This window comes from Streptococcus sp. ACS2 (genome assembly GCF_000525585.1).
In the GTDB taxonomy this organism is placed as follows: domain Bacteria; phylum Bacillota; class Bacilli; order Lactobacillales; family Streptococcaceae; genus Streptococcus.
In genome coordinates this window covers 68,297-82,640 of sequence record NZ_JALT01000038.1, presented here as the reverse complement: position 1 = coordinate 82,640, position 14,344 = coordinate 68,297, and the positions used below count along the sequence as shown (strand labels likewise).

Sequence of the window (14,344 nt, the reverse complement as noted above, 5' to 3'; positions counted from 1 at the left end):
ATGGATATGTCAATTATCTTAGACATAATTTTAATTTGGTATTAACTAAAGGATCCTTTGTCAGCTCTTGAAAGCTTTTTGCTTTTTTGGTAAAATAAATAGTAATTGAATAGAAGTCGTAGAGACTAGTAACCTTATGGAAATTGACAGGGATTGGGGGCCATGGACTGGAAGCCTCCTCAAGGGAAGTTTGGCGAATTCACTCGTGAAGACGGCTGGCGAATCAAGGTCTGGGTAACCAGATAAAAACGGATGGTACCGCGTGTCAACGCTCCGGGTTGGAGTTTTGGCATGTGGTTTTTTGTTTGCGATTCGAAATTGTTACATAAGAAAGGAATCTCATGGATTTACAAACACAATTGCAAGAGTTGAAAACCTCAACGCAGGCTAAATTGGCTGAAATGCGTGGTGAACACTCTAAAGAATTACAAGAATTGCGTGTTGCAGTTTTAGGTAAAAAAGGTTCTTTGACGGATCTTTTGAAGGGGCTTAAAGACCTTCCTAATGAAGAACGCCCTAAAGTTGGTAAAATGGTCAACGAAGTTCGTGACGTTTTGACTGAAGCTTTTGACGAAGCCGCTAAAATTGTCGAAGCCGCTAAAATTCAAGCACAACTTGACTCTGAAAGTCTTGACGTAACTCTTCCAGGACGCCAAGTCAAACTCGGTAACCGTCATATTCTTAGCCAAACAGCTGAGGAAATCGAAGACATTTTCTTGGGGATGGGCTTCCAAATCGTTGATGGTTTTGAAGTTGAAACAGATTACTATAACTTTGAACGTATGAACTTGCCTAAGGACCATCCAGCGCGCGACATGCAAGATACTTTCTATATTACGGAAGAAATTTTACTTCGTACTCACACAAGTCCTGTTCAAGCTCGTACACTTGATAAACACGATTTTTCTAAGGGTCCTCTTAAGATGATCTCACCAGGACGTGTTTTCCGTCGTGATACAGATGATGCGACTCACAGTCACCAGTTCCACCAAATTGAAGGTTTGGTCGTTGGTAAAAACATCTCAATGGGTGATCTTAAGGGAACGCTTGAAATGATTATCCAAAAAATGTTTGGTGCAGAACGTCAAATCCGTTTGCGTCCATCTTACTTCCCATTCACTGAGCCTTCAGTTGAGGTTGACGTGTCATGCTTCAAGTGTGGTGGTAAAGGATGTAACGTATGTAAGAAGACAGGTTGGATTGAAATCCTCGGTGCAGGTATGGTTCACCCACAAGTTCTTGAGATGTCTGGTGTTGATTCTGAAGAATACTCAGGTTTCGCCTTCGGTCTTGGTCAAGAACGTATTGCCATGCTTCGCTATGGTATCAACGACATTCGTGGTTTCTACCAAGGGGATGTTCGCTTCTCAGAACAGTTTAAATAAGGTTTAGGAGGTTGTCATGTCAGTCGTTATTCGTAAGGTTCTTCCGGAAGAAGTAGCAGAATTAAAAGTTATCTCCGAAGATACCTTTAGAGAGACTTTTGCTCATGATAATACCGAAGCCCAGTTGCAAGGTTACTTTGACACTGCACTTTCTGAGGAAGTCCTCTTAGATGAAATCACTCATGAAGAATCGCGTTACTTTTTCATTCTCGTTGATGGTGAAAAGGCAGGTTTTCTAAAGACCAATGTTAGTTCTGCCCAAACAGAGCAGCATCTAGACAATGCCTTTCAAATTCAGCGTATTTATATCAGTCAGGCCTTTCAAGGCATGGGTTTGGGTAAGCAACTCTTTGAATTTGCATTGCAGGAAGCCCGTGATCTAGGTTGTGATTGGGCCTGGTTGGGTGTTTGGGAAAGAAATTTCAAAGCACAGATTTTTTACGATAAATATGGCTTTGAAAAATTTGCAGAACACGATTTTCCAGTTGGTGACGGTAAAGTAGACTGTGACTGGTTGCTTAAATTAAAACTATAAACCGATTATTAAGTTGATAGAGAGGAGTTTATAAGGCGATTAAACGTGTCAGTTCGTCTTCCTCTTATATCAGCTATACATATTCCTAAATTACAGAAAGGATTTGAACCCGCCCTAAGTAGAGGTTTAAATTCTTCTCTCATTTATCAGTTGAACTGATAATTTTACAGAAAGGATTTGAATACGACCTCAAAGTTCGAGATTTAGATAAGTCGCTACTGAAATTAGGATTTCAGGCGACTTCCTAAAATCTTGTCACTTTGGTCCTTGCTCTGCAAGGACACGGTCTTAATATCATAATTATGCTAGTTAGTTATAAATGGTTAAAAGAGTTGGTTGATGTGGATGTTACCACTGCTGAACTCGCTGAAAAAATGTCGACGACAGGTATTGAAGTAGAAGGTGTTGAAACACCTGCTGAAGGCTTGTCAAAATTGGTTGTTGGTCATGTCTTGTCATGTGAAGATGTGCCTGAAACACACTTGCACTTGTGCCAAGTTGATACAGGAGATGCTGAGGGTCCACGTCAAATTGTTTGTGGAGCTCCAAATGTTACTGCTGGAATCAAGGTAATTGTTGCCATTCCTGGTGCCCGTATTGCGGACAATTACAAAATCAAAAAAGGTAAGATTCGCGGCATGGAATCTCTCGGTATGATCTGTTCTTTGGCAGAACTTGGACTTCCAGATAGCATTATTCCTAAGGAATTTGCGGATGGTATCCAAATTTTGCCTGAAGATGCTGTACCTGGAGATAGCATTTTCCCATATCTCGACCTTGATGATGAAATCATCGAATTGTCAATCACACCTAACCGTGCTGATGCTCTTTCTATGCGTGGTGTGGCCCATGAAGTCGCTGCAATCTATGGTAAATCTGTTCACTTCCCAGAAAAAACAGTCACAGAAGACAGCAAACCAGCTTCTGATAAGATTTCAGTAGCTATCGAAAGCAAAAAAGTGGCTACTTATGCTAGTCGTGTGGTTGAGAATGTTACTGTTCAACCAAGTCCACAATGGTTGCAAAACCTTCTTATGAATGCTGGTATCCGTCCAATCAATAACGTGGTTGACGTGACAAACTATGTTCTTCTTTACTTTGGACAACCAATGCACGCCTTCGATTTGGACAAATTTGAAGACTCACGTATTGTTGCTCGCGATGCCCGTGATGGAGAAAAATTAGTCACTCTCGATGGTGAAGAACGTGAATTGACTGCTGAAGATATTGTTATTACAGTTGCTGACAAACCAGTTGCCCTCGCAGGTGTTATGGGTGGCGCTTCAACTGAAATTGACAACAATTCTAAAAATGTTGTTCTCGAAGCTGCTGTATTTGATGGTAAATCAATTCGTAAGACAAGCAGCCGTCTCAACCTTCGTTCAGAATCATCATCACGTTTTGAGAAAGGTATCAATAACGATACTGTCCTTGAAGCTCTTGATTTTGCTGCAGCAATGTTGCAAGAATTGGCAAATGGAACGGTGCTTGCAGGCCGTGTTCAAGCGGGGTCAGTTGATACAGAGCCAGTTCAAGTTTCTACAAGTCTTGACTATGTGAATGTTCGCCTTGGTACAGAATTGACTTTTGCAGATATTGAAGATGTCTTTGCGAAACTTGGTTTTGGATTGACAGGTGATGCCGATAAATTCACAGTATCTGTACCACGTCGTCGTTGGGATATCAGTATCCAAGCAGACCTGGTTGAGGAAATTGCACGTATCTACGGCTATGAAAAATTGCCTACGACACTTCCAGAAGCAGCAGGAACAGCCGGTGAATTGACTGAAACACAAGCACTTCGCCGTAAGGTTCGTAGCATTGCTGAAGGTGCTGGATTGACTGAAATCATCTCATATGCTTTGACAACACCTGAAAAAGCCGTTGAATTTGCTGCGACACCAAGTAATTTGACTGAGTTGATGTGGCCAATGACTGTTGACCGTTCAGCTCTCCGTCAGAATATGGTTTCTGGCATGCTTGATACTGTTGCTTACAATGTTAACCGTAAGAATAGTAACGTTGCTATTTACGAAATCGGTAAGGTCTTTGAACAAAAGGGTGATCCAAAAGAGGAATTGCCAAATGAAATCAATACCTTTGCCTTCGCTATTTCTGGTCTTGTAGCTGAAAAAGATTTCCAAACCAAAGCAACGCCAGTTGATTTCTTCTATGCCAAAGGTATTGTTGAAGCACTCTTTGATAAACTTGAAGTTTCAGTTGACTATGTACCAACAAAAGAGCTAGCAAGCATGCACCCAGGTCGTACAGCTGCTATTCTGCTTGATGGTCAAACTATTGGATTCCTTGGTCAAGTTCACCCACAAACTGCCAAAAACTATGGCATTCCTGAGACTTATGTGGCTGAAATTAATCTTAGTGCTGTAGAAGCTGCCTTGCAACCAGCTCAACCATTTGTTGAAATCACAAAATTCCCTGCAGTATCACGTGATATCGCCCTTCTTCTCAAGGCAGAAATAACTCATCAAGAAGTTCTGGATGCTATCTACTCTGCAGGAGTCAAACGCTTGGTTGCCGTTAAACTCTTCGACGTTTACGCAGGTGAAAAACTTGGTGCAGGTATGAAATCAATGGCTTATAGCCTTACCTTCCAAAATCCAAATGACAACCTTACAGACGAAGAAGTTGCCAAATACATGGAAAAAATTACTAAAGCTCTCACTGAAAAGGTCGAAGCAGAAGTACGTTAATCATTAGAAAATCCATCTGAGAAGATGGATTTTTAAGTGATTAGACGATATTACATAAAGGAGATAATTTGTTTTTAGAGTTCTTTGACGGGATATGGGGACATTACACTTTTGAATCTGATAAAGTCAATGTACTTATTGATGGCTTACCCAGTTTTGCTTATCCCTTGGGGCAATTAACATTTTTAGTGTTAGTCTATAGGTTACTCGTTCATCAGTATGTTAAGAAGTTTTTAATCATGTCACCTCAAGATATCTGGGCTTGGCAGAAGGAAAAGTTTTGTCAAAGTAAATTATCTTTCATTGTCATCCCAATAGTTTATCTGTTTATTTTCGGAATGACCTATGTTTTGGTTGAGGATGTTTTAGCTACCGTCACTATTTACAAGGATTATGGAGGACCTATAGCTAAAACCATTGATGGCAAAGTTGAACAAATAGATATTAGTCATGTTGGGTCTAAAACGAGTAGTGCTAGGATTAATGCTCACTTTGAAAGTTCTGATGGGCAGACTTATGACATTCACCTGATAAACGGCGATAAAAGAATCGCTAATTATATGCGGCACCATGAGTCAGATTCCTATACTGCAACGCTTTCCTTTGATAAACATGGAAAACCAGTTTACATTTCTAAATTCTGGGAATAAGCAGTCTGGATAGCTCTTTCAGGGATTTGCACTTGACAAATATGTAAATTCTCTGCATAATAAAAGAAAAAGCCATGAAAAGAGGGTAGCCATGCAAATTATTAAACGTAATGGTCAAGTTGCTGAATTTGATCCTGATAAAATTTACCAAGCCATCTTAAAAGCAGCACAGACTGTGTATGTTCTCGATGATACTTGGCGCCAAAACCTTGCTCAAGTTACGAAAAAAGTAGTGCTTGATCTTCAAGATGCTCAGGTAGAACGCCCAACCATTAATATGATTCAGTCATTGGTTGAAAATCGTCTCATGGAAGCAGGCTTTATCAATATTGCTGAGCATTATATTTCATACCGTTTGCAACGAGATTTGGAGCGTAACGGTTATGGTGACAAAGTAATTGTACACCTACGCTTTGAGCAGACTAAATAAGCAAAAGCCATCAAGCGATGGCTTTTGTTGTGTCTATTTGTCACTTTGTCTTTTTTAAAATTTTTATAAAGGATTCCAGTTCCTGCCCATGACCTATCTGCAGATAAGTTTCAGAAGTTGGTCTAATAAAGGATGATTCTAAAAAACGGATCTGCTTGTGGGCTTTGAATTTTTCAAGTGAAAACTCCTTAGGAAGTTGCCAGGTCACATGTCTAGGGGAAATCTGATAAGGAATGCTAACCTTAGATTTGTCAATGATTGCTTGACTTTTAGCCATGTTTTGTTGAAAGAGGTCACCAAGTTTCTTAATGTTTTTTTGGAACATGCCATTTTCGAGATAAACGGAAAGTGCTTTTTGCATGATGAGATTGGTATCATAGTCAATAAGTCCCTTGTGGCTCAAAAAGGTAGACTTAAGATTAGGAGGTAAAACAAGGCTACCTAGGCGCAAACCTGGAAAAAGGGTCATGGAGAAGGATTTGATATAGATGGTCTGATTTTGAGTATCATAGTAGTGAATAGGGAGATTTTTACTATCACTAAAGTCTCCCATATAGTCATCCTCGACGATATAAACATTATACTGATTGGCAAGTTTGGCTAGCTTTTCTTTTTCGCTAGCATTATAGCTTAATCCGAGAGGATTGGAGTAACGACTGATAGTATAGAAGAACTTAATCTGTCCAGATTTAAAGTACTCTTCCAAGCGGTCAAAATCCAAACCATCAAAACCACGGTTAATCGTCTCGTAAGCTAGATTTTGACGGTTGACCAGCTGGTTCATGCGATGATAGGTAGGTTGTTCTAAAAGAATTTTGTGGCCCCCATTACCAAAATCCATCTGTGAAAGGATATAGAGGGCCTGTTGACTTCCTGAGGTTATGACAATCTGGTCCGAATTGACATAAATATCGTCAGCAATTAATCGACTCTTTAAGGCTTCAAGCAAATCTTTGAGTCCAGCTTGTTCATGATAATAGTTGAAGAGGTAGTCCTGATGACCCGCCAAACTTTCATCCAAACAAAGTTTAAAATCCTCGTAGGCCAATTGATTGTAATCGTTAAGGTTAAGAAGGACCTTATTATCGACTTCATTGCGTCCTTCGAGAACATAATAGCCACTTTTGGGTACGGCGTAAATATAGTTTTGATACTTGAGTTCCAAGAGTGCTCTTTGGGCTGTATCCTTACTACAGGTATAAGTCTGGCTAAGTTGACGAATAGAGGGAAGCTTACTCCCTTTTTTTAAAGTACCATTTTGGATATCTTTGATAATGGTCTCGACAATATATTGATAAATACTCATAACTGACCCCTTACAGATTTTTCCTTATTTTACCTTACTTCCCTTGTCAGAGCAATAGGCCCAGAGAAATTTGACAAGATTATTAGATTTTGACATAATAAGAAGGTTGTAAGGTAAAACTAAATTCCCCTTCCAAACAAGTTTAAGGAGATTATAAGAATGACTTTTAAGAAAATCTTAGGACTTCTCGCTCTTGCCTGCTTAACCATTATTGGTTTGTCAGCCTGCACGCCGGAGAAAGAGCCTACTTGGACATATGATAAAAATAAAATGCTATTTGTGGGACAAGATGCTAGCGTACAAGTTCTTTCTGCCACTAAAATCGAATCCCCTGAAGGTCAAAAAGCAGTTCGTGTTCACTACAAACTCAGCAACACAAGCAAAGAAACCATGAATGCCTACACTCTTTTGATGAAGGTGGTTCTCGATGTTAAACAGGAGAAGGAAGAATTGAAAGTTGCGACAATGGTCTTCTCTAAAGATGATGATAGAGACAAGATTGCTAATAAGACAGAGATTGCACCTAAGGAAGTTAAGGAAATTGTTGTTGACTATGCCGTTGCGGATTTTGATCATGATCTTAACATTGATTTCTCTGATTATGGTACTGAGGCAAACGCGACAGCCAAGCTTTCACTACAAAATCTTGAAAAGGCACCTGTCAAATATTTTGATAAAAAAGCTCAATAAGTTTGATCGCCACACGAACGTGTGGTTTTTTTATTGCTCAAAATCTGTACCCATACAGTAATGAAAATACTATCTTGTTTAATCGTCAGAATTTTCATAAACTTATACTATATTTATTGACTAAGGAGTTTTAGGTATGTCAGCAAAACGTTTAACCATTTCTGCATTTTTCATGGCACTTGTCATTATTTTGAGTTCGAGTCTCTTATCTATCCCTGTGCCAGGAGGTCATTTCTATTTTAACGGGATTGTTATTTTCCTAGTTGGTTTAATTTTCCCACCTACAGAAGCAGTTATTATTGCGGGAGTAGGTTCCTTTATTGGAGATTTTCTTTTTTACCCTCTTCCTATGTGGGTAACTCTAGTAACACACAGCCTTCAAGTTCTTGCTATTGCACTCATTGTTGGAGGGCGTTTAGGAGAATTGAGCAAATCTAGGGCATCCTTAGGTCTCTTACTTGGAGCTATTATTGATCTAGTAGGTTATGGCTTAGGAAGAGCCTTTATCTATGGTACGCCAGCTTATGCTATTATGAAGATTCCATTTGACCTTGTAGCTGCTATTCTTGGTTTAGGAGTGGCCTATTACATTTATTTCCACACAAGCTTTGTTAAACAGTTTAAAAAGATTTGGGAAGGGAAATAGATGACCAAAGTAATTGTTGCCAATGACCTCGTTGGTCTAGGTAAGGTTGCTTTAACTAGTAGCCTCCCTATCATGTCAGCTTGTCAAACTGAAGTCCTTCCTTTACCAACGGTTCTTTTATCTTCGCATACAGGAGAGTTTGAAAATATCTATGTACGGGATCTTACGGATGACCTAAAGGGATTTTGTAAGCAGTGGGAGCACTTGGATTTTATAGTAGATGGCCTTGTGAGTGGTTATTTTAAGTCAGAAGAAGCACTAAAATGTGTAGGTCAATTGGCTCGCGATAAACAGATAGCTCTATTTGTTGACCCTATTATGGGTGACAATGGTAGTCTCTATCAAGGTTTTGATAGAAACTATGTAGAAGCCATGAAAGCTTTCTGTCAACAAGCAGATGTCATCATTCCTAATCTGACAGAAGCTGCCTTTTTGACGGATACTCCCTATCTTGAAGAAGGTTCCTATGATGAGGCCACTATTGAAAAGCTTCTGAGAGAGTTGACCAAGCTTGGCCCTCGGAAAGTTATTGTGACAGGTATCTCTTTTGAGACAGACAAAATTGGGCTGGCTTATTTTGATAAAGAGACCAATGAAACGGTTTTTCGCATGCAAAATCGTTATGGGAATCATTTTTATGGAAGCGGCGATTTGCTAACGGCAATCTTATCAGCAGGTTACTTTTATAATCTTGATTTACTAAAGGTTTGTGATTTGGCCTTGGATGTTATGGATAGGGTTCTTTCGTCAACACTGTCTGATGGTCGTCCTTTAAAATATGGTCTTTGCTATGAGCCCCATATCGGTTATTTATTCAGTGGTTTTAATGCCCTATTGGAGGAGAAAAATGAAAAGTGATAAAACACGTGAATTAGTTGAATTGAGTTTGTATGCAGCTTTAATTATTGTGAGTGTACAGTTTATTCGTATTCCTTTTGGAGCTCAATTTGTCCATCTGGGAAATGCCCTAGTTGTGATTGCTGTTTTGATTTTCGGTGCCAGAAAAGGTGCGCTAGTCGCAACAGTAGGGTTAGGTCTATTTGATATTTTCAATGGCTATGCTGCTGAGGTTTGGATTACTATTTTAGAATCTTTGATTGTTTGTTATGTTCTCTATCTTGTTTTTGAAAAGCTTCTAAAATCAAATGACAAAATAGCTAACATCATAATTATTGGAGTCATAGCGGCAGTGATCAAAATTATTTTGAATTTTATTAAGTATACGATTATTAATAGTGTTGTTGCAGCTTTACCACTCAATGCAGCCATGGTATTGGCACTTACTAAAATTGGTGGAACCTTTGGAACATCAGTAGTGACAATCATTGCGGTTCCTCTCCTCTATCCTGTCTTCAAACGTATTTTACAGAGAAACTAAAGATTTAGCAGGTAGGTCCTGCTTTTTCTTTTTCATTTTCCAGAAGTAGAGGTCCAAATTTTCACTAAAAAATGGTAAAATAGTAAAGTTAATGTCAAGAAAGGAAAGGGCTGAAGGCAGGTTCAGCCCAGATATGCTATGTCTATTTTAGAAGTCAAAAATCTTAGTCACGGATTTGGTGACCGTGCTATTTTTGAAAATGTCTCATTCCGTTTGCTCAAAGGGGAGCACATCGGTCTTGTCGGTGCTAACGGTGAAGGAAAGTCAACCTTCATGTCTATCGTTACTGGAAAATTGCAGCCAGATGAAGGTAAGGTAGAGTGGTCTAAGTACGTTACAGCGGGTTACTTGGATCAGCATGCTGTTCTTGAAAAGGGAATGACCGTTCGTGATGTCCTTCGTACGGCTTTTGATGAGCTCTTTAAGACTGAAGAACGTATCAACGAGATTTACATGTCTATGGCTGATGAAGGAGCTGACGTTGATGCTCTGATGGAAGAAGTGGGTGAGCTTCAGGATCGCTTGGAAACGCGTGATTTCTATACACTAGATGCTAAGATTGATGAGGTTGCCCGTGCACTAGGTGTCATGGATTTTGGTATGGATACAGATGTAACGGACCTTTCAGGTGGTCAACGTACCAAGATTCTCTTGGCTAAGTTATTGCTTGAAAAACCAGATATCTTACTTCTCGATGAGCCAACCAACTATTTGGATGCTGAACACATTGCCTGGCTTAAACGTTATCTTCAAGAGTATGAGAATGCCTTTGTCCTCATTTCACACGATATTCCGTTCCTAAATGATGTGATTAATATTGTCTATCATGTTGAAAATCAAGACTTGGTTCGCTATGCAGGTGATTATGACAATTTCCAATCTGTCTATGCTATGAAGAAAGCTCAATTAGAAGCTGCCTATGAACGTCAGCAAAAGGAAATTGCAGACCTTCAAGATTTTGTTAACCGTAACAAGGCACGTGTTGCTACTCGAAATATGGCCATGTCTCGTCAGAAGAAATTGGATAAAATGGAAATTATCGAGTTGCAGGCTGAGAAGCCAAAACCTGAATTCCATTTCAAGGAAAGTCGTACGCCTGGACGCTTTATTTTCCAAACTAAAGACCTCGTTATTGGTTACGACCGCCCTTTGACCAAGGCTCCTTTGAATCTTACCTTCGAACGTAATCAAAAAGTAGCTATCGTGGGTGCCAATGGTATCGGTAAGACTACTTTGCTTAAGAGCTTGCTTGGTATTATTCAACCACTCGAAGGAGAAGTTGAAACAGGTGACTTTATTGATCTAGGTTACTTTGAGCAAGAAGCAGAAGGGTCACGTCAGACGCCTCTTGAAGCAGTTTGGGATGCCTTCCCAGCATTAAATCAGGCTGAAGTTCGTGCAGCTCTAGCCAAATGCGGATTAACCTCTAAGCATATTGAAAGCCAAATTCAGGTGCTTTCAGGTGGAGAACAGGCTAAAGTTCGCTTCTGTCTCCTTATGAATCGTGAAAATAATGTCCTTGTTCTGGACGAACCGACCAACCACTTGGATGTTGACGCCAAGGATGAATTGAAGCGTGCCCTTCAGGCCTTCAAGGGTAGTATCCTTATGGTATGTCACGAACCAGAATTTTATGAAGGTTGGACAGACGTTTGGGATTTTAATGAGTTAGTATAGAGATAAAAGAGTGTTGACATTCTCTAAAGAGAAAGTTACTCACTCTTTTTTTATATTTTAAAGCAAAGTAACTTTCTAGGATTTGGTAAGACAGTGATGGTGTTAAGAAAGGTAACCGTCATCATAAAGCGATTTTCTACCTATTTTGACATGTTCTACATGGGTTTTGAGCATAGAAACTTAATTTGTTCAAAAAGTAACAAAGTCTGAGCATAAAAGGTGTAACCGTTTTCTGATTATGGTAGAATAAAATGGTAAACTATTATCAAAAGAAAGTTGGATAAACTTATGTCAAAAATCGTAGTTGTTGGTGCTAACCACGCTGGTACTTTTAGTATTAATACTATTCTCGATAATTACGGAGACCAAAATGAAGTAGTTGTTTTCGACCAAAACTCTAACATTTCATTCTTGGGTTGTGGGATGGCTCTTTGGATCGGTAATCAAATCTCTGGTTCTGATGGTCTTTTCTATGCCAACAAAGAAGGACTTGAAAGCAAGGGTGCTAAAGTTTATATGAACTCACCAGTTGAGTCTATTGACTTTGATGGTAAAACTGTTACAGCCCTTGTAGATGGTAAAGAGCACGTTGAATCATATGACAAATTGATTTTGGCTACTGGATCTCAACCAATCTTGCCTCCAATCGAAGGTGCTGAAATTAAAGAAGGTAGCCGTACTTTCGAAGCTACACTTGAAAACCTTCAATTCGTTAAACTTTTCCAAAACGCCCAAGAGGTTATTGATAAGTTGAACGACAAATCTCAAGATATCAAACGTGTAGCGGTTGTAGGTGCTGGTTACATTGGTGTTGAATTGGCTGAAGCTTTCCAACGTCACGGTAAAGAAGTTATCCTTATCGACGTTGTTGATACATGTTTGGCAGGTTATTACGACCATGACTTGACTGAACTTATGGCTAAAAATATGGAAAGCCACGGTATTAAATTGGCATTTGGTGAAACTGTTAAGGCAGTTGAAGGTGATACTAAAGTTGAACGTATCGTCACTGATAAAAATGCTTACGATGTCGACATGGTTGTCCTTGCAGTAGGTTTCCGTCCTAACACAGCTCTTGGTGCTGGTAAATTGGAAACATTCCGTAATGGGGCTTACCTTGTTAATAAGAAACAAGAAACATCAATCAAAGATGTTTATGCAGTTGGTGACTGTGCTACCGTTTATGACAATGCCCTTGAAGATGTGAACTACATTGCCTTGGCTTCAAACGCTGTTCGCTCAGGTATTGTCGGTGGTCATAATGCCGGTGGTGGCGATGTTGAATCAAACGGTGTTCAAGGATCAAATGGTATCTCAATCTATGGTTTGAACATGGTATCTACTGGTTTGACAGAAGAAAAAGCAAAACGCTTTGGCTTCAATCCAGCAGTAGTAGAATCAACGGATCTTCAAAAAGCTGCCTTCATGGAAGATGAAAATGAAGACGTTACAATCAAGATTGTCTATGACAAAGATACACGCAAAGTTCTTGGTGCTCAAATGGTATCACGTATGGACATCTCTATGGGAATCCACATGTTCTCATTGGCTATCCAAGAAGGTGTAACTATTGACCGTCTTCAATTGCTTGATTTGTTCTTCTTGCCACACTTTAACCAACCGCTTAGCTATATTGCTAAAGCAGCTATCTCAGCTAAATAATCTTAAACAGCTAATTCAGTCGAATTAGCTGTTTTTTTTTTAATACGAAAAAAGCCTCCTACTGGAGACTTTTATTTAACTAATGTTAGATTAGTTTTTTGAAGCTTCTTGGAAGTCAGGGTTTTTCCATGCTTCATCAATGATAGCTTGCAATTCGTCAGCAGAAGCTTTCATTTTTTGTTGTTCCGCATCGTTCAATGGGATGTTAACTGGACGTACGATACCATGTGCACCTACGATAGCAGGTTGACCGATAAAGACGTTGCTTACACCATATTGACCTTCTTGGAATACAGACAATGGAAGTACTGCATTTTCATCGTCAAGAATAGCTTTAGTGATACGAGCAAGGGCAACGGCGATACCATAGTAAGTAGCACCTTTTTTGTTGATGATTGTGTAAGCGGCATCACGAACACCTTCGAACAATTCAACCAATTCAGATTCTTGAACATTTTGAGTGTCTTTAAGGAATTCTTCAAGGTTTACACCGGCGATGTTAGCGTGTGACCAAACGGCAAATTCTGAGTCACCGTGTTCACCCATGATGTAGGCGTGAACTGAACGAGCATCAACGTCAAGTTTCTCAGCAAGTGCTTGACGGAAACGAGCTGAGTCAAGTGAAGTACCTGAACCGATAACGCGTTCTTTAGGGAATCCTGAGAATTTCCATGTTGAGTAAGTCAATACGTCAACTGGGTTAGCTGCTACAAGGAAGATTCCTTTGAAGCCTGATTCAACAACTTGAGTAACGATAGATTTGTTGATAGCAAGGTTTTTACCAACAAGATCAAGACGAGTTTCACCTGGTTTTTGTGGAGCACCAGCAGTGATAACTACAAGGTCAGCATCCGCACAGTCTTCGTATTTAGCTGCGTAGATTTTTTTAGGTGAAGTGAAAGCAAGCGCGTGGCTAAGGTCAAGCGCATCACCAACAGCTTTTTCGAACAATTGTGGAATTTCTATGATACCAAGTTCTTGAGCGATACCTTGGTTTACAAGTGCGAAAGCGTAAGATGAACCTACGGCACCGTCACCAACGAGGATGACTTTTTTGTGTTGTTTAGTTGCAGTCATGGGTCTAAACATCTCCTTTTTTTTAATTGGGTTACCCCATACACTGCTTATTCTACCACTTTAAGTGATGGATGTCACGAAATATTAAGTAAATAATGGATGAAAGCGTTTTACACAACTGAAAAATAAAGCGTTTTATGGTATAATATTATAGAAATCTTCTATACTCTTTTATTAGAGTTTGGAATGATTTGAAT

At 39.5% G+C, this 14,344-nt stretch carries 13 protein-coding genes; 11 read left to right on the top strand and 2 right to left on the bottom strand.

All coding sequences use genetic code 11. The annotated features are described in order from the left end of the window. Nucleotides 1-341 precede the first annotated feature (341 nt). From pheS to HMPREF1517_RS07840, 5 genes are all read left to right on the top strand, one after another. Complete coding sequence (pheS, locus tag HMPREF1517_RS07860) at nucleotides 342-1,385, top strand: phenylalanine--tRNA ligase subunit alpha (RefSeq protein ID WP_014633009.1); 1,044 nt, start codon at nucleotides 342-344, stop codon at nucleotides 1,383-1,385. Between the two features lie 16 nt (nucleotides 1,386-1,401). After that, nucleotides 1,402-1,920 carry a GNAT family N-acetyltransferase gene (locus HMPREF1517_RS07855; RefSeq protein WP_037600854.1) on the top strand — a complete coding sequence of 173 codons (519 nt, stop codon included), beginning with the start codon at nucleotides 1,402-1,404 and terminating at the stop codon, nucleotides 1,918-1,920. Between the two features lie 296 nt (nucleotides 1,921-2,216). Further along, complete coding sequence (gene pheT, locus HMPREF1517_RS07850) at nucleotides 2,217-4,631, top strand: phenylalanine--tRNA ligase subunit beta (RefSeq protein WP_443030969.1); 2,415 nt, start codon at nucleotides 2,217-2,219, stop codon at nucleotides 4,629-4,631. A 68-nt stretch (nucleotides 4,632-4,699) separates the two neighbouring features. Next, nucleotides 4,700-5,281 carry a hypothetical protein gene (locus tag HMPREF1517_RS07845; protein WP_037600848.1) on the top strand — a complete coding sequence of 194 codons (582 nt, stop codon included), beginning with the start codon at nucleotides 4,700-4,702 and terminating at the stop codon, nucleotides 5,279-5,281. Between the two features lie 91 nt (nucleotides 5,282-5,372). Continuing rightward, on the top strand, nucleotides 5,373-5,711 hold the full coding sequence (locus HMPREF1517_RS07840) for an ATP cone domain-containing protein (protein WP_002891184.1): 339 nt from the start codon (nucleotides 5,373-5,375) through the stop codon (nucleotides 5,709-5,711). A 40-nt stretch (nucleotides 5,712-5,751) separates the two neighbouring features. On the opposite strand, the gene HMPREF1517_RS07835 is transcribed toward HMPREF1517_RS07840, so the two are convergent. Then, nucleotides 5,752-7,017, bottom strand: coding sequence for an aminotransferase-like domain-containing protein (locus HMPREF1517_RS07835; protein ID WP_037600845.1), 1,266 nt, complete (start codon nucleotides 7,015-7,017; stop codon nucleotides 5,752-5,754). 159 nt (nucleotides 7,018-7,176) lie between these two features. Between HMPREF1517_RS07835 and HMPREF1517_RS07830 the strand changes: the two genes are divergently transcribed. The 6 genes from HMPREF1517_RS07830 to nox all read left to right on the top strand — a co-directional run bounded on the left by HMPREF1517_RS07830 (nucleotide 7,177) and on the right by nox (nucleotide 13,070). Continuing rightward, entirely contained in the window at nucleotides 7,177-7,707 is a 531-nt protein-coding gene (locus HMPREF1517_RS07830; RefSeq protein ID WP_037600843.1) for a DUF5067 domain-containing protein, read from the top strand. Nucleotides 7,708-7,843: 136 nt separating this feature from the next. After that, nucleotides 7,844-8,353 (top strand): ECF transporter S component, encoded by a 510-nt coding sequence (locus HMPREF1517_RS07825; RefSeq protein WP_037600841.1) that lies wholly within the window; start codon nucleotides 7,844-7,846, stop codon nucleotides 8,351-8,353. Next, a complete protein-coding gene (locus tag HMPREF1517_RS07820; RefSeq protein WP_037600838.1) occupies nucleotides 8,354-9,211 on the top strand; it encodes a pyridoxamine kinase in 858 nt (285 codons plus the stop codon). It begins immediately after the preceding gene. Further along, the gene (locus HMPREF1517_RS07815) at nucleotides 9,201-9,731 is read left to right on the top strand and encodes an ECF transporter S component (protein WP_037600834.1); all 531 of its coding nucleotides are present in this window, start codon (nucleotides 9,201-9,203) and stop codon (nucleotides 9,729-9,731) included. Before HMPREF1517_RS07820 ends, HMPREF1517_RS07815 begins: the two co-directional genes overlap by 11 nt. A 138-nt stretch (nucleotides 9,732-9,869) precedes the next feature. Continuing rightward, on the top strand, nucleotides 9,870-11,408 hold the full coding sequence (locus HMPREF1517_RS07810; RefSeq protein WP_002891178.1) for an ABC-F family ATP-binding cassette domain-containing protein: 1,539 nt from the start codon (nucleotides 9,870-9,872) through the stop codon (nucleotides 11,406-11,408). Nucleotides 11,409-11,696: 288 nt separating this feature from the next. After that, on the top strand, nucleotides 11,697-13,070 hold the full coding sequence (gene nox / locus HMPREF1517_RS07805) for a H2O-forming NADH oxidase (RefSeq protein ID WP_004182358.1): 1,374 nt from the start codon (nucleotides 11,697-11,699) through the stop codon (nucleotides 13,068-13,070). Between the two features lie 90 nt (nucleotides 13,071-13,160). Here nox and HMPREF1517_RS07800 read toward each other — a convergent pair whose 3' ends face one another. Beyond that, the gene (locus HMPREF1517_RS07800; protein WP_022496720.1) at nucleotides 13,161-14,147 is read right to left on the bottom strand and encodes an L-lactate dehydrogenase; all 987 of its coding nucleotides are present in this window, start codon (nucleotides 14,145-14,147) and stop codon (nucleotides 13,161-13,163) included. Nucleotides 14,148-14,344: the final 197 nt, after the last annotated feature.